The following is a 22,872-nucleotide window of genomic DNA, read 5'->3' as shown; positions in this document are numbered from 1 at the left end:
AGGTAACGAATTGTGTGTAATGAAGAGATTACGGTTCAGTCCGTGGATCTCTTTTTTATTATTAGAACATTTGGATAGTAGTTGACAATTGGTAGTCTAATCCATCAACATGACGGGAGGGGAAGGTGGGGGGGGAAATTGATAGAAATCTATAGAAAGACATGGATTTCCAGTTTTGTTATCGGGATAGGACTGTCGATTTTTTGTATTTTATTTTATTTCATTGGTTATACAAGTTTCATGGAAAATGGAGATGTGCTAGTTATAAATGGCATATTTGCGTTATGTTCGATTGGGACGGGATTTCGATTCAAAAGCGTACATGAGAAATTAGTCAATGAAACTATCGACATACCAGTAAGCACGTTGAACTTGGAGAATTTAGACGAATTGATACTAAAACGAATCCCTTCTTTATTGTTCAAAATGTATAACGTCGATTCAGATGGCAATCCACTGTTTGTCATTGAACCATCCAAAGGGCGGTTGTCGAGATGGCTAACATTTTTCGAACTATTTGAGAAGGGGTTTATCGTTCCGGTGCACTACGACGTCTTAGATACAAACGGACAACTGCTAGCGACACTCACAACCCGAAGTAATATAAAGCATGACGAACTTACATTAAAGAAACCGGATGGTACAGTAATGGCCGCTTATATGCAGCAACATTGGAAAGCAAAAGTCAAAAACCGAGGCGTTTTGTATCATGCAGATGGTTCGGTTTGGCGAGAACTTGAAGCGAAGTCAATAGCGGGCGATATCGACGTGAAAGATGATGAGGGACGTATGACGGCCAGATACCGTTTTGGTATTTTTCCATATGCAATGAGACCGGTCTTTCAAAGCACTGCCCATCATGAGCATATCCAGTTCGGGGCACATATTTCTTCTGATGAAAAGCTGGCGTATACAATGGTGTTTTTCCTATGGCTCAAAGGATGAATTAAATCTCTTTTAGGTGTTGACTCTCACGTTACGTCATACTTTATAGTTAGTTTTGAAGGGAGGCGGGTAGCGATGAAAGTGAAAGAAGTATCGCAGTTGACCGGTGTTAGTGTGCGCACACTCCATCATTATGATGACATCGGTTTGTTAACGCCGAATTGTACAACAGAAGCAGGGTACCGGCTTTATTCGGACGATAATTTGGCAACGTTGCAGCAAATTCTGTTCTTTCGTGAACTTGGCTTCTCTTTGAAAAAAATCAAAGAACTGCTTACGAGTCCTGCATTTAGTCGGCAGGAAGCTTTTGAAATGCAGCGTAAAATGCTCCATGAAAAGCGCAAGCAGCTTGATAGTATGATCAAAACGATTGAGAAGACAATTCAACATGGAAAAGGGGAATTAGTAATGACAAACGAAGAGAAATTTAAAGGGTTCGATTTCAGCAAGAACCCATATGAACAAGAGGCGAAAGCGCGTTGGGGCGATAAAGCGGTAGATGCATCTAAAAAGAAGGTTGCACAGTTCGGACCGGAAATTCAAGAGGAAATGAATCGCATATACTTTAATCTTGCGGAGCTCCGTAATACTTCACCGTCTTCGGACGAAGCGCAAGAAGCAATCGGCGATTGGTTCAATATGCTGAATACTAATTTTGGAACGTACTCGCTTGAGGCCTTTAAAGGACTTGGTGAAATGTATGTTGCGGATGAAAGATTTACGAAGAATATCGACCAGTTTGGAGATGGCCTTGCACTGTTTATGAGGGATGCGATGGCGGTTTATGTCGAAAAGGGAAACTAAGACAGAGAGTCTAGGATATAACTTTGCATCTCTGTAGGTCTGTGTTAAAGTCATGTATAATGGCTCACGAGAGACGTATAGTAGAACAAGGACTTTAAAATGGGAGCACCCGAACAAATGGGTGTCTATTATGGCTGTACTAATTCGCAGAGCGAACAAATTCGTTCGCTCTGTTTTTTTTGATTCGGTATCCGAACCATCTCGGGGAAATGAAACCCCAGCCCCTTATGAAACGTATAGTAAGTATAAAGAAATTTAGTTTATCCCGCATTAACGGGCAGTAAGATCCCCACTTCAAGTCATCAAGGACACGAGAAGAATAAGTGGGGGATCAACTCCTCGTAAAAGCCCGAATGGTTAAACTAACAATCAGAGGGGGATGATAACCCCCCTCTGATTGAAGATTAACTTTATCAACTGTCTTAAATACCCGTTACTATCTAGGTCCCGGGTCTTAGACAGTTTCCATCCACAGCCGGTTTAGTTAACCTATCGGAACGTACATAATGGATGTAACAGTAAGAGATCGCAAGGGGTTGATAGTCATGAAAAAAACAATATATATCGTGCTTACGGATACGGGGACGTTGCTGTCAAAAGCGATTGGGATGTATACGCGGAAGGATTTAAATCATACGTCAATCGCGTTTGATGAACAGCTGAACGAGATGTACAGTTTCGGTCGAAAGCAGCGGCATAATCCTTTCGTAGGTGGGTTTGTGAAAGAAAGTGCTACAGAGGGCATATTCCGGCAAGCAACATGTGAGGTTTATAGTTGTGAAGTGACAATTGAAGAATACACACGCATGCTTGATAAAATCCGCTTAATTGAACAGAATAAAGAACTTTATAAATATAATTTCATTGGTTTATTTGGCGTGGCTCTGAATAAGGGAATTCAACGCAAGCATGCATTTTTCTGTTCACAATTTGTGGCGATGGTCGTAAATGAAGGCGGCTTACAAATGTTTAATATTTCACCAAGTTTAGTGCAACCACATCATTTTTCACAATTGCCCTGTTTGGAGCCTGTTTTTGAAGGTGATTTACAGACGTATTTGGATCAGACGAGGGGCCAACAAGAACGACAGCCTATCCGTATGAGTGTGTGGAAGAGTTTAGCATTTCGATTACTGGCCTAAATAAGTAACCTAATTTATCGTGAGAGTACTTCGGTTTATCGAGGGGACTCTCTTTTTTATACCCGGTTTAAGTTCTTTGAAACTAGTAAGTAGGAAATGAGGGATGAAGTTGGATGAAGAACTGAAGGTTATTTTGCAACGGGTGTCTGATCTAGAAGGGGAAGTAAGCACGTTGAAGCGGCAATTGGCTGAAATGAAAACCCCTCCAAGCCCTGTTACGGAGAAAGTGGAAAAAGTTCATTTAGCCTCGATAATGGCACGTTTGCCTGAGCAACCAGTTCGGGAAGAAGTTCCGATTCAGCAGAAAATAAGGAAAGAATTCGATCTTGAGAAAGCGTTAAGCAACTGGCTTCCGCGAATATTTATGTTTATTCTACTACTTGGAGTTTTATGGGGATTGAAAGTTGGAATGGATAATGGATTTATCACCAATCCAGTACGAGTTGGAATGGGCTACACAGGAACAATTTTGCTCTATTTTCTTGGGACGCATTACTACAATGGTGGAAAAAAAGGGTTTGGTCTAACATTACTTGGCGGTTTTATCGGACTCGGAATTTTGACGACATTCGCGGCACATCTTTTATATGGCTATCTGAATTTCACGATTGCATTTGTGATAGGCGTGGCTTATATTATCGCCGGGTTGTTGTTATCGAGAAAAACAAAATCGGAAACGTTGACGATATTTTCTGGGATTGCAGGATTTTTACTTCCTTTTTTATTAGAAGGAGAAGGAGCAACTTCCATTCAATTCTGTGCGTACATCCTGTTGTTATTTTTATCACTGTTTTATGTGTCACTCAGTCAAAAGTATAAGTATACGTTCTACGTCATGTTTTCACTATTCCATTTAACGTTGTTCGTTTATGCACTTCTCGAGAGTGCGTTTGCGGAAGAATCGATACTTGTTGCGACGGTGTTAATTCAGCATAGTATGATTTTATTGTTTTACTTAAAAGGTCGAATTTCAAGGGATGTATTTTCAGAAGCACTTCTCTACTCGAATTTTGTCTTAACAATCGGCTGGATAAAACTACTTGACCATATGCAGGAAGTGACTGTTTACGGCTTGTTGGCGCTGTTGTATAGTGTGCTTGCGGTATATTCATTTTGGAAGAAAGAAAGCGCGCTACGAGGTATTTTGTCTGCTGTAGCCGTATTTGCAGTCACTGTATTCATCCTGGCCTTTGACATGGATGATACTCGGGTTATTCTAATATTGCTTCTAGTGAATGGGGCAATTGGAATTTGGGTAGGTTTGCGCTTCAACACACTTAGGACGATTGTGACCGGTTCAGTAATTTACTTATTTACGGTTCCAGCAGTCCTAACTACAATGCAAATAAATGCATTTTGGTCCATGGAGAATGCGGTGTGGCTTGTCTTTATTGGTTCATTCAGTTGGATATTTTACACGCTTTACCGATTTACGCCTTCTCGTTTATTGGGGAAAGCGAAGTCAATTGACAAAAGTTTGATCGTTGGTCAACTACTTGTTCTTGTCTATATTTTTAAATTAACAAAGCTAGGGCTTGCGAATACTTATGTATCGTTTGACACAGCTAATCATGTTCAGGCGTTTGTATTATTGGTGGTACTTAGTGCTATGTATTTCTTCCACAAATGGAGTAAAGGACTGTACTTGACGCATGGGGCAGTTATTCTGTTTCTGATAGCAGGTATGATAGTGCTGCTGACGGGCTTGGGTTCATATTATAAACACGGCGAGTTTTTATTTAATTTCTTTGTGCAATTTGCTTTTGTGGCCGCTTTTACGGCTGTAGTGTGGGCGATTGTAAAAGACCGTTTCTATCTTTCGAGCAAAGAGCTGAAGTGGGAGACACCGCAACTGGCGATTGTACTGCAAATTATCTATTTCATCGTCCTAAATAAATGGTACTTAGCCTTCACGACAGCTTATGAATGGGATTTGGAATATGTGTTGTTTGCACATACGTTCTTACTGTTTGCTTTTGCGTTTGTGTCAATCAGTATCGGTGGGAAAATGAATTGGAAGTATGTCAAAATTATCGGAGCGGTGCTCATTATCATTTGTGTGCTGAAGCTCTTCCTCGTCGACTTATCAAGCATTTCTATTCTTGTTAGGGCAATATTGTTCACCATCGTTGGTGTTGTCGGCCTGGTATATTCACGGACATTATTGAAGGAAGACTGAGAAAAGAAGCAATATGAAAAAGCAGCGGAATGATCAATTCCGCTGCTTTTTCATGTAAATGGGGGAAGATATAAGTTACCTTATGTCGGGTATATTTGACTCCAGGGTTCAATTTTCAGTATAATTCTGTTAACGGGAGGTTTACCATGACGAAGAATTTGCGAGTCAAGGCTGCACGGGCAGCTAAGGATATGTCACAAAAGGATGTTGCAGAGGCAATCGGGATTACAAGGCAGACGATGAATGCCATTGAAAATGGTGAATACAATCCTTCCCTGAAATTATGCATTGCCGTATGTAAAGTGTTGGATAAATCATTAGATGAATTATTTTGGGAGGGATGAAAGATGCAAAATGATCGCTTTGATGAATTTCAAATTGCGAAGAGACATCGTATTGGTTATCAAGCATTCATTTTGACAATAGCGCTCATTGTTGTGAATGGCATTATAAAAATGAATTATAGTTGGGCGGATCCTCTGATGGAAGTATTGGTACTCATTTATATTCCGATGATGTACTTGACGGTGATGGCAATTTGGAAAGGTGCGTATACGAGTAAAAAGGAGAAAAATCCAAATGTCTATATTCCGATGTTTGGGCTTGTTGTATTATTTGGTTGGTTTGTCATTGGACAATCGATCTGGAGTGATGTGTTTATCTTTACAGAAAACGGCAAACTGTCTAATAGCTCGGGCATATTATTTTCAACGACTTTCTTTACAGTGACCACAATTACGATGATTATTCGAAGAGCTATAGATTTTCGGATGATGCGGACGGAATCATGAATAAAACTTGCCGGTTTCGCAATTAATGATAAAACGTGCGATAATAAAGAAAACGATCAAGTAAGGATGACGAAATGACAAAAACAATCGATTTACAAGTAAATGCAAGAAATATTAAAGATTTCAAAAAAGGCTATCCGTTGATTTTAAAAGATGCGATTATTAATTCTGGCGTGCTTGCAACGGAAGCGGAAGGAACGATTGTACGATTAGTGGATAAAGATCGTCGCTTTGTTGCGAAAGGCTATTACGGCTTGCAAAACAAAGGTCTTGGCTGGGTACTGACGAGGAAAGAGGAAGAAGTAATCGACTTTGACTTCTTCGAATCAAGAATCGCCGCAGCATTTGCGAGACGTGAAGCTTTATTTGCGGATGCATACACGACAGCGTTCCGCGTGTTCAATGGTGAAGGCGATGGCATCGGCGGGCTGACAATTGATTATTTCGACGGCTATTTTATGGTGAGTTGGTATAGCGAAGGAATTTATTCGCTGAAGCATCATGTCTACAGCGTCTTTGATAAAATCATTGATTACAAAGGTATTTATGAGAAGAAACGCTTTGACACAAAAGGCGGATACATTGAACAGGATGATTTCGTTAAAGGGGAGCAAGGTGATTTCCCGATTATCGTCAAAGAGAATGGCATGAATTTCGCAGTCAATTTGAATGACGGCGCAATGACTGGGATTTTCCTTGATCAACGTGATATGCGTAAAGCGGTTCGCGATAAGTATTCTGAGGGTAGAAATGTGTTGAACACATTCTCGTATACGGGCGCATTTTCTGTTGCGGCACTACTCGGCGGCGCAGTTAAGACGACAAACGTTGACTTGGCGAAGCGTAGCAATGCGAAAACAATCGAGCAGTTCAGTGTGAATGCTATAGATTATGAACAGCAGGATATCAAAGTGATGGATGTCTTCGACTACTTCCGCTATGCAAAACGGAATGATTTGAAATTCGATCTAATCATCCTTGACCCGCCTAGTTTTGCTCGTACTAAAAAGTATACGTTCAGTACAGCGCAGGATTATCCGGCACTTCTTATGGATGCAATTGCGATTACTGAGAAAAACGGCATCATTGTTGCATCGACAAATAATGCGAGTTTCGGAATGAAGAAATTCAAAACATTCATCGAGCAGGCCTTCGAAGAAGCAGGATCTAGGTATAAAATTCTTGAGGAATCAACATTGCCGAAAGACTTCCGGACAAACCGTGATTACCCTGAATTCAACTATTTAAAAGTTGTTATTGTGCAGAAGACGAAATAAATGTGGAATACAAAAGCCGTGCTAGGATTCTTCTGGTGCGGCTTTTTTTTATTCATAAAAGAGGACTAAGCCTTTCAATCGAGAATTGATTAGGACAGAGATTGAATAGGGGTGGGCATATGACTGAGGCGATTTTACATGGAATTATCCTTGCATTTGGACTTATTGTGCCTTTAGGTGTCCAAAATGTGTTTGTTTTTAATCAGGGGGCATTGCAACCGACATTCATGAGAGCCCTACCTGTAGTCGTGACCGCAGGTATTTGTGACACAATCTTGATTGTTGCGGCGGTGTCGGGCGTATCACTTCTTGTCCTAACGTTTGCCTGGTTGGAAAATATTATCTTCAGTATCGGTATTCTCTTTTTACTCTATATCGGTTTTGTCTTATGGAAAAGTGATGCGATGTCGACGAAGGTGGATGGAGAGAGATTTTCTACAAAAAAGCAAATCATCTTTGCAGCATCGGTTTCTTTATTAAACCCTCATGCAATCCTCGATACGATTGGAGTTATCGGCTCAAGCTCGCTCAATTACGAGGGGGACGTAAGAATTGCATTTACGCTGACGACAATCATCGTTTCATGGCTTTGGTTTATCGGGCTTGCAACGGGCGGACGCTATTTCGGAAAGTTGGATTCGAGTGGGAAACTAATGGCGCTGCTGAATAAAGTATCCGCTTTAGTCGTTTGGGGAGTTGCTGTGTATATGGCAATCAGACTTATCAAGAATATGATGTAAGAGCCGTGCCGAGTAACAAACTGGCACGGTTTTTCTGTAATTTAACCTATGCCGGTCATAATCAGCCTCATGGAGAGCATAACCACGTCCATGGCGGTCATAACGTGCATCGTATCGAGCATTACTGCTTCCATGCCGGTCATAACACAAAGAATAGGAATGAATAGTAATAAATCAAAGCTCCTGGAGTTCCGCATTCAACTTCTTCGCCTGCCCTCTGAAATACAGATAGAAGGAAGTCCAAAATATGGAATAGCAGACAACGAACATTCCGAATACGAGTAAAAAGCTTTTCACAGTAAACGGAACCCAGCCGATTCCGAACGCGAGGATGAAGTAAAGGATAACTACCGTAACGAAATGTAACGCGGTCTGTTGGGACAAACGCAAAGACGTATTTTCAAAAAAGAGTGGTGTGACTGTGAAAAACCAACCACAGAAGATAGAACCGAGTGAGTTTTTCAAGAATAATTGTCCGTCTAGCATATCTTTACCGCTGAATAGCACAACTGAATTCGTCAATATGACTGCAATAAATGCACCGAAAAGAATACCGATGAAGCTTCTATATAAAAAGGTTTTCATTCGCCTTTCCTCCTATTCATTTTCAAGGATTCTTTAATGGCATTGACGTATGTTCGAGAGACGTATTCTTTTGTACCTGATTTAAAATACACACAAAGTGTTCCATTAAACGCCGCTTCGAAGCGGCTTAATTCATGTAGATTTGCAATGACAGATTTAGAGAGCCTAATGAATTTACTCGCCGGAAGAATTTTTTCAAGTTCGTATAACTTTTCTTTTAGTTTAAATGAGCCAGCAGAAGTCACGGCGATAACGCTATCTTTTTCTGTATGGAAAAAGTGGATTTCTGCCGGTTTTAAAATATGTTGCATATCGCCGTCTTTTCCGACGAGGAATTCTGTGTCTTGCCCTTTGATAAAATCTAGAATTTCTTGTACGGAATCATCCAATGTCGGGCATTCAATCGTCAACTTGGTTTCTTCATAATCGCGATCAATGTTTAATGATACTTTCATTGCGATGCACCCCTATCGGCAATAGTCTATACATTAAATTTACCATTGCCTGGTAGTCTGTCAAATACGTCTTTTAGTAGAAATATGGAGAACGAACAATGCGACAATCACTAAACAAGAAATATAGACGACGGATATAAGCGTACTGTTGTCAAAAGTAAGCTGTTCATTCCAAACATCAATGAACAAATTATTCATATGATAGAGCGGATTAAATTCGGCGATAACTTGTATAAATTTCGGCATCATATTGATTGGAAATGCAAAGCCACCTGTAAAGATAACGACTTGGAAAATAACGATGGAGAACACTAATGCACTTTTCATCTCGTTGAAAAAAGAGTAGATGGCAGATGCGATAACGAGCAGAGCAGCATTGAGTGCGATGAAAAATCCATAGGCCAAGATGAAATTCAGTACGTGAAACTGCAAATCATACAAGAGCATACCAATCGCATAAACGAACAGGTAGCCAAAACTTGTAATGATAATGGAGCGGATAATACTGGATAGCAGAAGCATATTTTTAGAAACGGGAGAAAGTCTAATTCGTTTTTCGACACCCGTCGTACGATGCGTCACCTGGTCAAACCCGAAAGCGAAAAATACAGTGGTGAACGTGATAAGTAAAATATACGAGGGTGTATATGTTTGTGCATAACTTAAGTTACCCGGGTAGGTTTGGTCTCCGAACAATTGCCCCATGAAAATGTACGTAACAGGCGGTACCACAATCGTGAAAACTAAGTAAAATAACTCTCTTGAAAACATGAGTAAGTCGTATTTTAACTGAGTCGCTAACATATTTTCTCCTCCTTATATGGATACTTTCTCGAGATAAAATTCATTGATGGATTTATAGCCTGATGCCAAAATAGCTTCTGTCGTATCGTAGATTTCATTCACACCATTATCTATAAGCATTACTTTGTCGCAGTACAATTCGATTTCATCCATATTATGTGTTGTCAGAATGACAGTACCGCCTGTTTTCTCGTTGCAATCGGTAATATACGTCCAAAGAATATTGCGCATATGCGGATCGAGACCAGTTGTCGGTTCATCTAAAATTAGAAGTTTTGGTTGTGATAAAAAGGCAATGGCTAAGCTTACAATCTGTTTCCATCCTCCAGAAAGTTTATCGAAGTACTTTTTTCGATGCGGTTGTAACTTAAAGTCAGCGATGATTGTTTCGATGTCAATTGGGGATTTGTAATAGGCTTTAAATAACCGCAGTAACTCTTGGACTTTCAGTGTCTGATAGAACTGTGTAGGCTGCAGGACGACGGAAATTTGTTTTCGAACTTGTTCCATCCGGTTTATTGAAAGTGCTTTAATATCTTCATCGAAAACGAAGACTGTTCCAGCGTCGTATTGTTTAATGGTCATAATAATTTCAAGGAACGTTGATTTGCCCGCCCCGTTTTTCCCGATAACCCCAATTACTTCACCTTCTTGTGCTTGAAAATCCAACCCTTTTAAAACGACGTTTGTTCCGTAAGCTTTTTTCAAGTTGCTAACGTTGATGATATTCATTGCTATCCCTCCGTTTGAAAGTTCTTTGTAACCAAAGTGTATGTTGTCTCGGTCTTGCTGTCTTCGGTATTCCCGTGAACCGCAATAATAGGAAGGTGACTTGTAGAAAACGTCCTATGAAATGCATTTGGTTTTCCGATAAATTAAAAGGACAAAGCTGGTAGAGAAGAGAATAAGTAGAAGAGGGGATGACGCGGATGAATTCATTGCAACCAAAAAAGCGCAGCAAGTTGCGAATATTCTTCGGGAAGAAAGTGTACCGATTGAGGCGGTATTCGGAGTGGTACATGGACGGAAAGAAGTATGCAACAAGGCGGTCAATGGAGAAGTTAAACCGTGTCATCTTCAAACATCGAACGCCGTTGCTCCGCAAATTGAAAGATGTAGAGATGGAATTGCAAACAAACAAAATTACGAATTTGAAAATAGCAGCAAAACGATTGAACGGAATTATGCTCCAGCCTGGAGAGACATTTTCCTATTGGCGCTTGATAGGCAGTACGACGAAGCGCAAAGGTTACGTCGACGGGATGATTTTGCATTATGGGCAAGTGACGACAGGAGTTGGTGGGGGCCTATGTCAGTTGTCGAACCTGATTTACTGGATGACACTTCACACGCCGCTCACAGTTACAGAGCGTTATCGCCATAGTTACGACGTATTCCCAGACTCGAAACGGAAACAGCCATTCGGAAGTGGTGCAACATGCGCTTATAACTATCTAGATCTACAAATAAAGAACGAAACGAACGAGCCATATCAGCTCCTCATTTATTTGACTGACACATTGCTTGTTGGTGAATGGCGTGCGCCTATGGCTGCGAATCGAACGTATAGAGTATACGAAAAAGACCACAGTTTCACGCGTGAATCATGGGGTGGTTATGTGCGCCATAATACAATCTATAGAGAAGCTTACAACCTGAATGGTGAACTTATCGATGACGAATTCATCACAGAAAACCACGCGATCACGATGTATGAGCCATTTTTGACATATGAGAAGTGAAGCGGGAATATTCGGTTGATCCCACAAGTGAAGTCTTAAATTGGGAGTGGGTTTGGGATGTTAGGTTTAAATAAAGACGTAGTGAAATTAGTGGAGCACACGAATAACTGGAAAAAACTTTTCAAGGTGGAAAAAGATCTATTGAACTCGTTGGTAGGGGAGCATGTAGTAGATATCCAACATATCGGTAGCACCGCAATTGCCGGAATTGCCGCAAAGCCACTTCTCGATATACTCGTGGGCGTTAAGTCGATGGGAGACGCGCAGAAATTTGATAAGCACAAGTTGAAAAAGGCGAACATTTACCATTTAGGACGTGTTCAGATCGAAGGGAAAGAAGTGTTTGCCAAGTTCTCAAATTTGGAGAACTTAACGAAGACACATGTCCTTCATGTTGTGGAATATGGTGGGGACTGGTGGCAAAAGCACATATTTTTCCGAGATTATTTAAATGACCATCCCGAAGTCGCAAAACAATATGAAGTACTGAAGAAGGAAATGGCGGAAGCGTTTCCTACTAATGAGCGTTCCTATGCAGAGGGTAAAAAGGATTTTGTAGATGGGATAGTACTTCTGCAAGAAGGAAAGATTGATGAAATTCGTTGAGCTTGGTTTTGGGAACACGTGGTTGTTGAGGACGGAAACAGAGTTAGAAGATGGTACTGAATTCGAAGAAAAAGGTATCATCGGTCCGCTAAAATTTCATTCAATATATATAAGAGTGTGGATATTTAAAACTGTTTTCATATTGGATATAAGAGAGGGTTTTAAAAGGGTGAACAAGAGCCGCAACAAATTTAAATTGATTTTTGGTGTGGTTAGTAAATGATTTTGAATTCCGAGCAAAGAGGTGAATGGAATGCTGTTTCAAAAAGGAAATCTACTCATCCGCGAATTGGAATGGAAGGATAAATACCTCCTTTCCAAATGGCTTTCAGATCCAGAAATTTTGCAGTATTACGAAGGGCGGGATAATCCGTTTGATGTGAAGAAAGTGGAACAGAAGTTTTTCGATGAAGAAGCCGATACAACACGCTGCATAATCGAATTCAATGAGGGACCAATTGGCTATGTTCAGTTTTATAAAATTGATGAAGCTGAAAGACGAAACTACGGCTATGGTGATTCATCAGAAATAATCTACGGGATGGATCAGTTCATCGGTGAATCGACTTATTGGAATAAAGGTGTCGGGACACAGCTTGTCCGTGCGATGGTGGCTTATTTAATTCAAGAAAAAGGCGCAGAACGGATTGTGATGGACCCGCAAACGTGGAATGAACGAGCCATTCGTTGTTATGAAAAATGCGGGTTTGAAAAAGTGAAATTGCTCCCGAAAAATGAATTGCATGAAGGGGAGTACAAAGATTGTTGGTTGATTGACTATACACTATATAGACCTTGAAATTGTAAGGAGAGAGATGAGTATATGAACAGTATCAGATTACAGCCCGTCGAAGCCGCAAAAAGGTTTATAACAGAACACTTCGCGGATTGCCAAGCTGCATTGCTTGCGGGGAGTGTTATCAGGGGCGAAGAAACAGCAACATCAGACTTGGATATCGTTGTTTTTGATGAAAAGATAGAATCGGCGTATCGTGAATCGCTTATAGAATATGGTTGGCCAATCGAAGTGTTCGTTCATAACTTTACGTCTTACAAGGTGTTTTTTAAGGAAGACTGTGAAAGGGCTCGCCCTTCATTGCCGCGAATGGTATCAGAAGGGATTATTTTATTCGATTCTGGTGTTCTTTCTTCAATAAAGGAAGAAGCTAATGAGTTATTGAAAAACGGTCCTACAGTATGGTCGGTAAAAACGATAGAAATGAAACGGTATATGATAACGGATGCGCTCGATGATCTAATTGGTTCAACAAATCGCGCGGAAGAAATTTTCATAGCAAATACACTTGCCGATGCCATCCATGAATTCTTCTTGCGGACAAATGTTCAATGGATTGGTGCGTCAAAATGGATTATGCGTGCTTTAAATCAATTTGATAAGAACTTTGCGCGAACGTTTGTACAAGCATTTGATGTGTTTTATAAAACGGGTAGTAAAGATGAAATTATTACACTAGCAGATGAAGTGTTGAAACCATATGGCGGCAGGCTATTTGAAGGGTATTCAATGGGGAAAGGAGACCGTATATGACAAGTACATATGTAGATTGGGTAGGCCATAAGTTGAAGCTGACATGGGAAAGCAGTCTCTTGCCGGAAAGGGATTTGATCACGAGTGTCCATGGCTTCTGTTTTAAGGACGGGCAACTGTTGATGGTCGATTTGGATGATCGGGGTTGGGACTTTCCGGGCGGTCATATCGAGGTCGATGAAACTGCGGAGGTGTGCTTTAGACGCGAGGCGATGGAAGAAGGCTATGTAACAGGAGATTCTGTACTCCTCGGTTCGATTGAAATCGACCATAATGAAAATCCGTTGTGGAATGAACAAAGTCCTTATCCGAAAATAGGATATCAGGTTTTTTACAAAATGGACATAACGGAATTACATCCTTTTGGAGCGGAGTATGAATCAAGCAGAAGAATTTTCATCCCCTCTGAAGACGTCTCCAAATACTATAAGGGTTGGCATGCAACATATGAAAAAATTATGTGTGAGGCGCAAGGAAGGTGCATAAATGAAAATCAGGAAATTACTACAACATGAAGCCCCACCTATCGAACTCTTGCTACTTGCCGACCCATCGCGAGAACAGGTAGAGCAGTACATAGCTAATGGGGAGTGCCGTGTTGCTGAAGAGGAAGGCGAAATCGTAGGTGTCTATGTGCTAGTTAAGTTAGGTATAACAACGATGGAGATTATAAATATAGCTGTAGATGAGCGTATACATGGTCGCGGGATTGGGAAGAAGTTAATGAGTGACGCAATCCAGACCGCAAAGGTGTTGGGCTGCAAGTTCCTGGAAGTTGGAACGGGTAACTCCAGCATTGGTCAATTGGCTTTTTATCAGAAATCTGGGTTTCGTATCGATGGTGTTATAAAAGACTTTTTCGTTGATCACTACGAGGAAGAGATCATTGAAAACGGTATCCAGTGCAGGGATATGATTAGACTGTCGATGGAAATTGTATAATCATAAAGTAATCTATGCTTGATTACAGCTATGAGCCATTTCATCTACTTTGTCACAAATACGTCCCGTGACAAGTCACTATCCATCTAGTAAAATAGAAGTGATATGTTGTGAATTTTCTGTAAGGGGCGATGACGCTATGAAGCGGATACTCATACTTCTTTTCATTGTTGGTATGATGGCAGGCTGTTCGAATGTGTATAGCGCAGAAGAGGGCTATCGCATGGCGGTTATCAATCATGGTTTCCCGGTTCCGAAAAATGCGAGTGAACTAAAGCCAGAAGCGTGTACGACGGAAATTTCGAAATCGGCAAAGTACAAGTTGAACGATATTGGCGGGGAGCAGGGAGAACCGCCGGAGCACTACTTGGAGGAAATAAAAAAGTGGGGCTGGACGGAACTTGAAGATGAACAAAAAGGGAATATCCACTTCTACGAAAAAGAAGGGAAAATCATGTCACTCATTTTTAAGGAAAATGTCTTTGATGTGTTTGAAATGAGTAGTGCATTGAAGATGTAGGAACTTAAGTGCTGTGGATTTCTTTTTTTTGAAACCATTTGGCATGTTCGTACGTACTAGTAACAAGAGATGATTGTGATGAACTGGAAAGTAGTCATTATTGCATAATATCTGTGCTATATGATATTGCTGTCAACACAAGAATTGTGGAATCCAAGATATTTGGATGGTTCGTCAGGTCATCTTTGAGGTTTACTATTCATTATCCAATGACGATTAGAATATTCATGAAAGTTGAATTTGGCATTGCAGGGTGGAAAAGGCTATAGGTAATCATCGTTTTGGTAGTTCGGTATCAGATGTAGTAAAATATATAATGATGGTGTTTTTACGAAAAGATAAAAAATTCATTAAAATGTAAAGGAGTGATTGGTTTGGCGATTATTTTACAAAAGGGTCAAAAAATTGATTTAACAAAAGGTCATCCAGGTCTTGAGAAAATTACTGTAGGGCTCGGTTGGGACCCAATTCAGAGTCAGAAAAAGGCTGGCGGATTACTCGGCGGACTTTTCGGTGGTGGTGGTAGTAGTGCTTCAAATATGGATATCGACGCTTCTGTTATCATGCTTCAAGACGATAAGTTTGCAAGCAATGACAACTTGATTTATTTTGGGAATTTGAAAAGTAAATGTGGTAGCGTAACGCATACAGGCGATAATATCACTGGAGAAGGCGACGGAGACGACGAGCAAGTGATTGTTGACTTGAAAAAGGTACCCGCAAACGTTAACAAACTTGTATTCGTTGTTAATATTTACGATTGTGTAAAACGTAAGCAGGACTTCGGCCAAGTAGAAAATGCGTTTATCCGAGTCATGAATTCAGCGAACAATGAGGAATTACTTAAATTCAACCTGTCCGAAAACTATGCAGGTTCAACTAGTTTAACTGTTGGAGAAATTTATCGTCACGGCAGTGAATGGAAATTCGGCGCTGTTGGATCAGGATCATCAGATGCAGGTCTTGGCGAAATGGTTAAAAGGTACTCATAAACTATAAAAAACAGAAAAGAGGATGACATAAATGGCTATTTCATTGAGTAAAGGACAAAAAGTAGATTTGACGAAAAGTAACCCGGGATTAACGAATATTACGGTTGGTGTTGGCTGGGATACGAATAAATATGACGGTGGAAAAGATTTCGATCTAGATTCGTCTATATTCTTATTAAATGCAGCGGGTGTATGTGCAGACGAAAAGGATTTCGTTTTCTTCAACAATCTTGAGGGTGGAAATGGTTCTGTCGTTCATACTGGTGATAACTTGACTGGTGAAGGTGATGGAGACGATGAGCAAGTCAAAGTCGCTCTTATGAATGTACCAACTACAGTTGAAAGAATTGCGTTCACGATTACAATTCATGATGCAGAACAACGTAGCCAGAACTTCGGGCAAGTTTCGAATAGCTATGTACGAATCGTCAATGATGCAAATGGTGAAGAGCTAATCCGCTATGACCTTGGTGAAGACTTCTCTATTGAAACGGCTGTTGTCGTAGGAGAACTATACAGACACGGTAGCGAGTGGAAGTTCAATGCGATTGGCAGTGGCTATCAGGGTGGACTTGCTTCACTTGTAAAGGACTATGGACTACAAGCTTAACTAATTGATGTAACAATATAGGTTGTATCCAGTGCCAGCTACTGACATCGGGGTAGGTAATTGATACTTCAGCTAGGCGTTTTACGGGGGAGCCGAAGCCGTAAGACTGGTTGCATCCCTTAAGCGCTGCAACGTTGTTGAATGCAATCACCTATTCAATCTATATCGTTATGAAAGATCTACGTTCTAATCATGATAAACAGGAGTGATTCAGATGGCGATTACATTATCAAAAGGTCAAAAAATCGATTTGACGAAGACAAATCCCGGCCTTGTAAGAGGCGTTATCGGACTAGGTTGGGATACGAATAAATACTCTGGCGGACAGGAGTTTGACCTCGATGCATCGGCGTTTCTTGTCGATGCAAGCAATCGTTGCCAGAATGATCATGACTTCATTTTCTATAATAATCTTAAGCATCCGAGTGGCGCTCTTCTACATACGGGCGATAACCGAACGGGCGAAGGAGATGGGGATGACGAGCAAGTAATCGTTGATTTCCCTAAAATCCCTGCGTACGTTGACCGCATTGGTATTACGGTTACGATTCACGATGCAGAAGCACGAAGCCAAAACTTTGGTCAGGTATCAAATGCCTTTGTTCGATTATCGGATGAAGCGACTGGAGAAGAGGTCCTACGTTTCGATTTAGGAGAGGATTTCTCTATTGAAACCGCAGTTGTTTTTTGTGAACTGTACAGGCACGGTAACGATTGGAAATTCAATGCGATCGGTAGCGGATTCTCCGGAGGACTAGGGGCACTTTGTCGAAATTATGGTTTAGAAGTATAAATTTACGGGCTGATAAAAGGTCGGAGTCTTTTATTGTTTTATTATCAGGAGGAACTAATGGAGATACTTAATGGAATAATCGATACATATGCCGCTTTTTTTGATTGGGGTATGTGGGTGGAAGTATTATCGGATCCGGTCAGTTGGGGCTTAATCGGTACCCTCATCATACTTGAGGGGCTATTGTCAGCTGATAATGCTCTCGTTTTGGCGGTCATGGTCAAACATTTACCAGAAAAACAACGAAAAAAGGCTCTGTTTTACGGGCTTCTTGGTGCTTATGTCTTCCGCTTTATCGCAATTGGGGTCGGTGTTTTCCTCATTAAATTGTGGTGGGTCAAGGCATTAGGTGCGGCTTATCTCGCATGGTTGGCGATTAAATACTTTATGGATAAGTCTAAAGAGGCAGGTAATGACGAAGAAATTGCAGGGATGAAAACAGAAGGTATTCTAATCCGTCTTTTCGGTACATTCTGGGGAACAATCGCTGCTGTAGAGATTATGGACATCGCCTTTTCAGTAGATAGTGTTCTTGCTGCTTTCGGTGTCAGTGAACAGATTTGGGTACTTCTTCTTGGAGGAATGCTCGGTGTCTTGATGATGCGTGGAATTGCTGGCGTATTTTTGAAGTTAATCGACAAGGTACCAGAACTTGAAACGTCAGCATATGTGCTGATTATGTTAATAGCGATTAAAATGGGATTGAGCGTTATCCATATTGAAGTCCACCATTACGTATTCTTTATCATTCTAATCCTTACATTCCTTGCTACATTCGTCGTTCACAACATGAATAAAAAGAAAATGGTTTAATACAAAGAAAAAAAGAAGGCTAGCCCCTTCTTTTTTCTTTTACCCTAAATCGAATAATAAATAAGGTTGGTGCTCAGATTGAGGTATTTTAATGACGTAGCTGCTATTGGCATAGAAGATTTATTTTATCGGAAACCGGAGACGGTTACGAAGCATACCGATAAACAACGGCTGTCATACAGTCTGGGGGCTTTATTGTATATGCCAGCAACCCGTGAGGATATAGCCCATCTCATTATTACCAACAAATTTAAAGAGCTTGTCACAGTAGCCATCTGTCTTGAAGATGCAATAGGAGATCATGAAGTTGAACGGGCGGAAAACAAACTGGTTACGCATATGCAACAAATTAGTGCTGCAGTTCAGGATGGTCGACTTACGGAAGAAACGACTCCACTTATTTTTGTTCGGGTAAGAAGTGCACAACAGATGCTGGACATAGGGGAGCGACTCGGTGATTCGTTGAAGAACCTCGTAGGCTTTGTGTTTCCTAAGTTTGCATCGGATAATGCGGAGGACTACTTATCGGGTCTGCGACAGTTGAATGAGCAAGCGAATACAGTTTTATATGGTATGCCGATTCTTGAATCGCCGAATGTTCTTTACAAGGAGCGTCGCTTGGCAGAGTTGCTTAGTTTAAAGGAGATCGTTGATCGGTATGCTGACTTCATTCTGAATATCCGGATTGGTGCTACGGATTTATGTGGGCTTTACGGGTTGAGGAGGGATAGTGAGACGACTGTCTATGAGATTTCCATTGTCAATGAGCTAATTACGGATGTCGTCAATATATTTGCAAGGCAACATGACGGTTTCGTAGTATCGGGTCCGGTATGGGAACATTTCTCATCAAACGGTCGTATCTTAAAACCACAACTGCGTGAAACGCCATTTCAAGAAAGTTCAGGTTCAGAGGGGCTTCTTCTTAGAAAAGAATTGATACGGAAAGATTTTGACGGATTAATTCAGGAAACATTGCTAGATAGAGCGAACGGGTTAGTTGGGAAAACAATCATTCATCCATCTCACCTATTGCCTGTTCAAGCATTACATGTTGTTACTAAGGAAGAATATGTGGACGCGCTTAGTATATTCCAGCAGGCGACAGGTGAAAAAGGGGTATTCAAAAGCGAATTTATGAACAAAATGAATGAGATTAAGCCCCACTTATACTGGGCACAAAAAGTGTTAATTAAGTCTGATATATACGGGGTGTACAATGAAAACATCACATTCATCGATTTATTATCCGAGTAAATATAAGCATCAAGTACGTGACACTATGCAAGTACATGTACAAATTGAAAAAAATCCATACGAGCTTTCAGTTGAAAGTTTATATGAGATGGCCGCAAGAATTAACAAAAAACGTTCTTTTTTATTCGTCAGTAAAGTGCTCGGGAAGCACATCTCTATTCCACCTCAACTGCCCTTGATTGCATCAGCATTGCTTGCTTCTGTTTATTATGAAGGTAAGACAACTAAACAAATACCTGGAAAAGAACAGCTCATCGAAGCAGTTAAGGACGGTTCCACTAAAAACTTGCAAGCAGCATATTCGATTGTACAACAACTCCACTGTCAACTTGATGAGCCGATTGTGTTCATCGGTTTTGCGGAAACGGCAACATCCCTCGGTCACGGCGTTTTTGACTGTTTTTCGGATGCCACCTACATTCATTCAACAAGAGAAGTGCTTGCTGATGAAGAGGTGACGCTCTACTTTGAAGAAGAGCATTCCCATGCAACAGATCAGCGTTGCTATGCACCGGAACAGTATTTGAATAATGACCACTCGATTTGTCTGGTGGACGATGAAATTACAACAGGCAAGACAGCATTGAATATCATTGCTTCTATTCAAAAGCGTTTTCCACGTAAGGAATATACAATATTATCCCTGTTGGACTGGCGAAGTGTAGAAGATCAGCAACGATTGAAGGCATTTGAAAAATTGCATGATGTGCGCATCACAACGTATGCATTATTAACGGGAACAATCCAAGTAGAAGGTACACCTGGTTTGGCTGAAGAGGCCAATGTTAGTAGCGAATTGGTAGTTGAAGTTCCTAGTTTTGAGAGAATCAGTCTGAAGTCATTACCTGTCCCTCTACCTCACTATACGTATGCTTCAATTGATTCTATTGGATTTAAAAATGCTTCAAATTATATGGCTCTGACTGGGAGATTCGGTATCTCGTCGGACAACAAGCAGGATGTTGAGGCATATTGTCAGCGTGTGGGAGACTATTTGCGGAACTATCGGACAGGAAAAAGAACATTATGTTTAGGTTCTGGGGAATTCATGCATATCCCGATGAAAACGGCTGTTTACATGGGTGAGGGCGTATCTTATCATTCAACGACGAGAAGCCCGATATTCCCAATTGACCGAGAAGGCTATCCGATAAAAAGTCGAATGGCTTTTGAAAGTCCTGAAGATCCAGCAACTATGAATTATGCGTATAATGTATCCGACATGGAATACGATGAAGTCTTTTTATTTTTTGAACGTCCAATAGACGACAACAGGCTTGAACCGATATTACGCCAGTTCAAAGGATTACCTGCAATCTATATTGTAGACTTCACTTGAAAGGTGTGAGTAGTAGATGGAACAAATGACTAAAAAACTGACTGGTAGTTATTCATCTGAAGATGTCATTTTTCTATTGAAAGATCTGTCAGATGCGAGTCTTGAAAAAAGTCTGATTGAACGGGAAGAGGCTATTCAAGGCGGCACCCATTATTCGGAAATGCTTCCTATTGAATACGAGCCAACAGAGGCCTACTTAACTCTTTTTCACGAGTCACTTCATACTTCAAAAAGAAAAGTAGCAACAGCGGTCGGAGCGGTTTCGGAACTCCTCATTGAGAAAAAAGGGAAGGACCTTGTTCTTGTTTCCCTGGCGAGGGCAGGTACACCGATCGGTATCTTGATGAAACGTTATATAAATGCGGTATATGGAGCAAATTTACCACATTATAGCGTTTCAATCATTCGAGGACGCGGCATCGATGAAAATGCAATACTTTATATTACACGTCAACATCCTGACAAGCGCATCGTTTTTGTTGACGGTTGGACTGGTAAAGGCGCGATTTCTATAGAGCTGACAAAGTCTGTCAAGTCATTTAAAGAGAAATATGGCATCATGCTAGACGACGAACTTGTTGTATTGGCGGATCCCGGTCACTGTGCTTCCTTATACGGGACGCGGGAGGACTTTCTAATACCAAGTGCCTGTTTGAATTCAACAGTATCAGGATTGGTCAGCCGCACGGTTCTGAACAGCCACTGGATAGGGGCAACGGATTTCCACGGAGCGAAATTCTATTCGGAACTTCAGGATAAAGATGTATCAAATTATCATATTGATGTCATTACGGCAGAATTTGAAGCGGCAGCGATGTTAATTGAAGAGACAAAAACGTCTTTAAAGAAATCAGATATGACCCCGACATGGCAGGGAATGAAAACAATCGCATCGATTCAGGAGCATTACGGCATTGAAAATGTGAATCTCATCAAACCTGGTGTCGGAGAGACGACACGTGTTCTTTTACGTCGTCTACCATGGAAGATATTAGTTAAGGATTTAAACGATGTGCGGCTTAAGCACATTTTTCAACTGGCAAAGGAAAGAGGTATACTTGTGGAGCTTTATGAACAGATGACTTATACTTGTTGTGGACTTATCAAACCATTGGAGAGAAAATTATGATGTTCGCAAGCGATTTAGATGGAACACTAATTTATTCGAAACGGCGCTTTGGCGAGGAAACCTTGAATGTATCTGTTCGTAATGTTGAGGTATATAATGGAAGAGAAATTTCATTCATGACAGAAAAAGCGATTGCACTATTACGTAAACTTTCTGATGAGATGATGTTTGTTCCCGTAACGACAAGAACAATTGAACAGTATAATCGAGTCTCGCTATTTCATGAAGAAATACGTCCTACATACGCGATTACTTGTAATGGCGGCGTTGTGCTGAAAGATGGACATATAGATACGCACTGGCAGGACTATATCCGTACTAAAATAGATGGAAGTACCGCTTCAGTGGATGATGTGAAGCGGAAAATAGAAGAGACTGCAGATGCATCGTGGTTGAAATCAATTCGTGTAGTAGAGCGATTTTTCGTCTACTTAATTATAGAACCACCGTTATCAGCAGAGTGGATCAACCATTATTCACAGTGGGCGGCAGCACATGGTTGGGCCTTTTCGATTCAAGGCAGAAAGGTATACTTCATTCCAACATTTATAAATAAATGGGATGCGGTGAACTATGTCGCAAAAAAAGAAGGAAAGCAAACGGTTTATACGGCAGGGGATTCCAATTTGGATGTCTGCTTGATTGAACAGGCGGAGTTTGGTCTGATACCACGGCACGGGGAAGCGGCAGCTAAATTTGGTCATCTAGGACTGACACAAAAAACAGGGATTTTGGCATCGGAGGAAATCATTGAAGCCATTCTTTCGAAGCGTCTCCAATTAACTCCTGGAATCCGTTGACGATATCGGACTACGCCCCTTCCATTGACGCAAAAAAATAGGTGATTGGGGGGAGTGA

Annotated in this window: 28 protein-coding genes; 24 read left to right on the top strand and 4 right to left on the bottom strand. The window is 40.9% G+C overall.

The genetic code is table 11. From position 1 onward, the window contains the following. The first annotated feature begins 138 nt into the window (after positions 1–138). The 8 genes from MKZ26_RS12995 (at position 139) to MKZ26_RS12960 (ending at position 7,878) form a co-directional block, all read left to right on the top strand. Positions 139–945: a hypothetical protein gene (locus MKZ26_RS12995; RefSeq protein WP_340766451.1), complete on the top strand. Its 807-nt coding sequence runs from the start codon at positions 139–141 to the stop codon at positions 943–945. A gap of 75 nt (positions 946–1,020) precedes the next feature. After that, positions 1,021–1,749: a MerR family transcriptional regulator gene (locus MKZ26_RS12990; RefSeq protein WP_340766450.1), complete on the top strand. Its 729-nt coding sequence runs from the start codon at positions 1,021–1,023 to the stop codon at positions 1,747–1,749. Between the two features lie 545 nt (positions 1,750–2,294). Then, positions 2,295–2,891: a hypothetical protein gene (locus tag MKZ26_RS12985; RefSeq protein ID WP_255428558.1), complete on the top strand. Its 597-nt coding sequence runs from the start codon at positions 2,295–2,297 to the stop codon at positions 2,889–2,891. Positions 2,892–2,994: 103 nt separating this feature from the next. Then, on the top strand, positions 2,995–5,070 hold the full coding sequence (locus MKZ26_RS12980) for a DUF2339 domain-containing protein (protein WP_340766449.1): 2,076 nt from the start codon (positions 2,995–2,997) through the stop codon (positions 5,068–5,070). 146 nt (positions 5,071–5,216) lie between these two features. Beyond that, on the top strand, positions 5,217–5,414 hold the full coding sequence (locus MKZ26_RS12975) for a helix-turn-helix transcriptional regulator (protein WP_067204946.1): 198 nt from the start codon (positions 5,217–5,219) through the stop codon (positions 5,412–5,414). A 3-nt stretch (positions 5,415–5,417) separates the two neighbouring features. Continuing rightward, positions 5,418–5,861 (top strand): hypothetical protein, encoded by a 444-nt coding sequence (locus MKZ26_RS12970; protein ID WP_340766448.1) that lies wholly within the window; start codon positions 5,418–5,420, stop codon positions 5,859–5,861. Positions 5,862–5,935: 74 nt separating this feature from the next. Continuing rightward, positions 5,936–7,138, top strand: a complete 1,203-nt coding sequence (locus MKZ26_RS12965; protein WP_067204951.1) for a class I SAM-dependent rRNA methyltransferase — start codon at positions 5,936–5,938, stop codon at positions 7,136–7,138. Positions 7,139–7,257: 119 nt separating this feature from the next. Beyond that, positions 7,258–7,878: a LysE/ArgO family amino acid transporter gene (locus MKZ26_RS12960; RefSeq protein WP_067204954.1), complete on the top strand. Its 621-nt coding sequence runs from the start codon at positions 7,258–7,260 to the stop codon at positions 7,876–7,878. 174 nt (positions 7,879–8,052) lie between these two features. Here the strand turns inward: MKZ26_RS12960 and MKZ26_RS12955 are convergent, their stop codons facing one another. Genes MKZ26_RS12955 through MKZ26_RS12940 form a run of 4 tightly spaced genes read right to left on the bottom strand, consistent with a single transcriptional unit; the run spans position 8,053 to position 10,454 of the window. Next, on the bottom strand, positions 8,053–8,463 hold the full coding sequence (locus MKZ26_RS12955; protein ID WP_067204957.1) for a DUF3021 domain-containing protein: 411 nt from the start codon (positions 8,461–8,463) through the stop codon (positions 8,053–8,055). Continuing rightward, positions 8,460–8,918, bottom strand: a complete 459-nt coding sequence (locus MKZ26_RS12950; RefSeq protein WP_340766447.1) for a LytTR family DNA-binding domain-containing protein — start codon at positions 8,916–8,918, stop codon at positions 8,460–8,462. The genes MKZ26_RS12955 and MKZ26_RS12950 overlap by 4 nt, the downstream gene beginning before the upstream one ends. Positions 8,919–8,978: 60 nt before the next feature. Further along, positions 8,979–9,722, bottom strand: coding sequence for an ABC transporter permease (locus MKZ26_RS12945; RefSeq protein ID WP_340766445.1), 744 nt, complete (start codon positions 9,720–9,722; stop codon positions 8,979–8,981). 12 nt (positions 9,723–9,734) lie between these two features. Beyond that, positions 9,735–10,454: an ABC transporter ATP-binding protein gene (locus MKZ26_RS12940; protein ID WP_340766444.1), complete on the bottom strand. Its 720-nt coding sequence runs from the start codon at positions 10,452–10,454 to the stop codon at positions 9,735–9,737. A 197-nt stretch (positions 10,455–10,651) separates the two neighbouring features. Here MKZ26_RS12940 and MKZ26_RS12935 point away from each other — a divergent pair, with 197 nt between their 5' ends. From MKZ26_RS12935 to MKZ26_RS12860, 16 genes are all read left to right on the top strand, one after another. Further along, entirely contained in the window at positions 10,652–11,464 is an 813-nt protein-coding gene (locus tag MKZ26_RS12935) for a VanW family protein (RefSeq protein ID WP_340766443.1), read from the top strand. Between the two features lie 57 nt (positions 11,465–11,521). Further along, positions 11,522–12,070 carry a GrpB family protein gene (locus tag MKZ26_RS12930; RefSeq protein ID WP_340766442.1) on the top strand — a complete coding sequence of 183 codons (549 nt, stop codon included), beginning with the start codon at positions 11,522–11,524 and terminating at the stop codon, positions 12,068–12,070. Next, complete coding sequence (locus MKZ26_RS12925) at positions 12,057–12,293, top strand: DUF3977 family protein (RefSeq protein ID WP_340766441.1); 237 nt, start codon at positions 12,057–12,059, stop codon at positions 12,291–12,293. Before MKZ26_RS12930 ends, MKZ26_RS12925 begins: the two co-directional genes overlap by 14 nt. A 30-nt stretch (positions 12,294–12,323) precedes the next feature. Continuing rightward, entirely contained in the window at positions 12,324–12,869 is a 546-nt protein-coding gene (locus MKZ26_RS12920) for a GNAT family N-acetyltransferase (protein ID WP_340766440.1), read from the top strand. A gap of 24 nt (positions 12,870–12,893) precedes the next feature. Next, positions 12,894–13,619 (top strand): nucleotidyltransferase domain-containing protein, encoded by a 726-nt coding sequence (locus MKZ26_RS12915; protein WP_340766439.1) that lies wholly within the window; start codon positions 12,894–12,896, stop codon positions 13,617–13,619. Next, positions 13,616–14,134: an NUDIX hydrolase gene (locus tag MKZ26_RS12910; protein WP_340766438.1), complete on the top strand. Its 519-nt coding sequence runs from the start codon at positions 13,616–13,618 to the stop codon at positions 14,132–14,134. Before MKZ26_RS12915 ends, MKZ26_RS12910 begins: the two co-directional genes overlap by 4 nt. Then, positions 14,106–14,561 carry a GNAT family N-acetyltransferase gene (locus MKZ26_RS12905; RefSeq protein WP_340766437.1) on the top strand — a complete coding sequence of 152 codons (456 nt, stop codon included), beginning with the start codon at positions 14,106–14,108 and terminating at the stop codon, positions 14,559–14,561. Before MKZ26_RS12910 ends, MKZ26_RS12905 begins: the two co-directional genes overlap by 29 nt. A 139-nt stretch (positions 14,562–14,700) precedes the next feature. Continuing rightward, positions 14,701–15,081, top strand: coding sequence for a hypothetical protein (locus MKZ26_RS12900; RefSeq protein ID WP_067204984.1), 381 nt, complete (start codon positions 14,701–14,703; stop codon positions 15,079–15,081). 374 nt (positions 15,082–15,455) lie between these two features. After that, positions 15,456–16,073, top strand: a complete 618-nt coding sequence (locus tag MKZ26_RS12895) for a TerD family protein (RefSeq protein WP_340766436.1) — start codon at positions 15,456–15,458, stop codon at positions 16,071–16,073. A 31-nt stretch (positions 16,074–16,104) separates the two neighbouring features. Further along, the gene (locus MKZ26_RS12890) at positions 16,105–16,683 is read left to right on the top strand and encodes a TerD family protein (RefSeq protein WP_340766435.1); all 579 of its coding nucleotides are present in this window, start codon (positions 16,105–16,107) and stop codon (positions 16,681–16,683) included. A 214-nt stretch (positions 16,684–16,897) separates the two neighbouring features. Then, the gene (locus tag MKZ26_RS12885) at positions 16,898–17,476 is read left to right on the top strand and encodes a TerD family protein (protein ID WP_340766434.1); all 579 of its coding nucleotides are present in this window, start codon (positions 16,898–16,900) and stop codon (positions 17,474–17,476) included. Between the two features lie 57 nt (positions 17,477–17,533). Beyond that, positions 17,534–18,289: a TerC family protein gene (locus MKZ26_RS12880; RefSeq protein WP_340766433.1), complete on the top strand. Its 756-nt coding sequence runs from the start codon at positions 17,534–17,536 to the stop codon at positions 18,287–18,289. 69 nt (positions 18,290–18,358) lie between these two features. Then, the gene (locus tag MKZ26_RS12875) at positions 18,359–19,546 is read left to right on the top strand and encodes an HpcH/HpaI aldolase/citrate lyase family protein (RefSeq protein WP_340766432.1); all 1,188 of its coding nucleotides are present in this window, start codon (positions 18,359–18,361) and stop codon (positions 19,544–19,546) included. Further along, a complete protein-coding gene (locus MKZ26_RS12870; RefSeq protein ID WP_340766431.1) occupies positions 19,509–20,885 on the top strand; it encodes a phosphoribosyltransferase family protein in 1,377 nt (458 codons plus the stop codon). Before MKZ26_RS12875 ends, MKZ26_RS12870 begins: the two co-directional genes overlap by 38 nt. Positions 20,886–20,901: 16 nt before the next feature. Continuing rightward, positions 20,902–22,014, top strand: coding sequence for a cysteine protease StiP family protein (locus tag MKZ26_RS12865; RefSeq protein WP_340766430.1), 1,113 nt, complete (start codon positions 20,902–20,904; stop codon positions 22,012–22,014). Next, positions 22,011–22,814: a hypothetical protein gene (locus MKZ26_RS12860; RefSeq protein WP_340766429.1), complete on the top strand. Its 804-nt coding sequence runs from the start codon at positions 22,011–22,013 to the stop codon at positions 22,812–22,814. The genes MKZ26_RS12865 and MKZ26_RS12860 overlap by 4 nt, the downstream gene beginning before the upstream one ends. Positions 22,815–22,872: the final 58 nt, after the last annotated feature.

The organism is Sporosarcina sp. FSL K6-6792 (assembly GCF_038004885.1).
Taxonomy (GTDB): Bacteria; Bacillota; Bacilli; order Bacillales_A; family Planococcaceae; genus Sporosarcina; species Sporosarcina psychrophila.
Note: the sequence above shows the minus strand (reverse complement) of the source record. Positions and strands in the feature narration are given on the sequence as shown.

What these genes read in the sequence shown, in the direction of transcription:
- MKZ26_RS12990 (WP_340766450.1), top strand. Translation starts at nt 1,021, where the DNA reads ATGAAAGTGAAAGAAGTATCGCAGTTGACCGGTGTTAGTGTGCGCACA.
- MKZ26_RS12985 (WP_255428558.1), top strand. Translation starts at nt 2,295, where the DNA reads ATGAAAAAAACAATATATATCGTGCTTACGGATACGGGGACGTTGCTG.
- MKZ26_RS12980 (WP_340766449.1), top strand. Translation starts at nt 2,995, where the DNA reads ATGAAGTTGGATGAAGAACTGAAGGTTATTTTGCAACGGGTGTCTGAT.
- MKZ26_RS12975 (WP_067204946.1), top strand. Translation starts at nt 5,217, where the DNA reads ATGACGAAGAATTTGCGAGTCAAGGCTGCACGGGCAGCTAAGGATATG.
- MKZ26_RS12970 (WP_340766448.1), top strand. Translation starts at nt 5,418, where the DNA reads ATGCAAAATGATCGCTTTGATGAATTTCAAATTGCGAAGAGACATCGT.
- MKZ26_RS12965 (WP_067204951.1), top strand. Translation starts at nt 5,936, where the DNA reads ATGACAAAAACAATCGATTTACAAGTAAATGCAAGAAATATTAAAGAT.
- MKZ26_RS12960 (WP_067204954.1), top strand. Translation starts at nt 7,258, where the DNA reads ATGACTGAGGCGATTTTACATGGAATTATCCTTGCATTTGGACTTATT.
- MKZ26_RS12955 (WP_067204957.1), bottom strand. Translation starts at nt 8,463, where the DNA reads ATGAAAACCTTTTTATATAGAAGCTTCATCGGTATTCTTTTCGGTGCA.
- MKZ26_RS12950 (WP_340766447.1), bottom strand. Translation starts at nt 8,918, where the DNA reads ATGAAAGTATCATTAAACATTGATCGCGATTATGAAGAAACCAAGTTG.
- MKZ26_RS12945 (WP_340766445.1), bottom strand. Translation starts at nt 9,722, where the DNA reads ATGTTAGCGACTCAGTTAAAATACGACTTACTCATGTTTTCAAGAGAG.
- MKZ26_RS12940 (WP_340766444.1), bottom strand. Translation starts at nt 10,454, where the DNA reads ATGAATATCATCAACGTTAGCAACTTGAAAAAAGCTTACGGAACAAAC.
- MKZ26_RS12935 (WP_340766443.1), top strand. Translation starts at nt 10,652, where the DNA reads ATGAATTCATTGCAACCAAAAAAGCGCAGCAAGTTGCGAATATTCTTC.
- MKZ26_RS12930 (WP_340766442.1), top strand. Translation starts at nt 11,522, where the DNA reads ATGTTAGGTTTAAATAAAGACGTAGTGAAATTAGTGGAGCACACGAAT.
- MKZ26_RS12925 (WP_340766441.1), top strand. Translation starts at nt 12,057, where the DNA reads ATGAAATTCGTTGAGCTTGGTTTTGGGAACACGTGGTTGTTGAGGACG.
- MKZ26_RS12920 (WP_340766440.1), top strand. Translation starts at nt 12,324, where the DNA reads ATGCTGTTTCAAAAAGGAAATCTACTCATCCGCGAATTGGAATGGAAG.
- MKZ26_RS12915 (WP_340766439.1), top strand. Translation starts at nt 12,894, where the DNA reads ATGAACAGTATCAGATTACAGCCCGTCGAAGCCGCAAAAAGGTTTATA.
- MKZ26_RS12910 (WP_340766438.1), top strand. Translation starts at nt 13,616, where the DNA reads ATGACAAGTACATATGTAGATTGGGTAGGCCATAAGTTGAAGCTGACA.
- MKZ26_RS12905 (WP_340766437.1), top strand. Translation starts at nt 14,106, where the DNA reads ATGAAAATCAGGAAATTACTACAACATGAAGCCCCACCTATCGAACTC.
- MKZ26_RS12900 (WP_067204984.1), top strand. Translation starts at nt 14,701, where the DNA reads ATGAAGCGGATACTCATACTTCTTTTCATTGTTGGTATGATGGCAGGC.
- MKZ26_RS12890 (WP_340766435.1), top strand. Translation starts at nt 16,105, where the DNA reads ATGGCTATTTCATTGAGTAAAGGACAAAAAGTAGATTTGACGAAAAGT.
- MKZ26_RS12885 (WP_340766434.1), top strand. Translation starts at nt 16,898, where the DNA reads ATGGCGATTACATTATCAAAAGGTCAAAAAATCGATTTGACGAAGACA.
- MKZ26_RS12880 (WP_340766433.1), top strand. Translation starts at nt 17,534, where the DNA reads ATGGAGATACTTAATGGAATAATCGATACATATGCCGCTTTTTTTGAT.
- MKZ26_RS12870 (WP_340766431.1), top strand. Translation starts at nt 19,509, where the DNA reads ATGAAAACATCACATTCATCGATTTATTATCCGAGTAAATATAAGCAT.
- MKZ26_RS12865 (WP_340766430.1), top strand. Translation starts at nt 20,902, where the DNA reads ATGGAACAAATGACTAAAAAACTGACTGGTAGTTATTCATCTGAAGAT.
- MKZ26_RS12860 (WP_340766429.1), top strand. Translation starts at nt 22,011, where the DNA reads ATGATGTTCGCAAGCGATTTAGATGGAACACTAATTTATTCGAAACGG.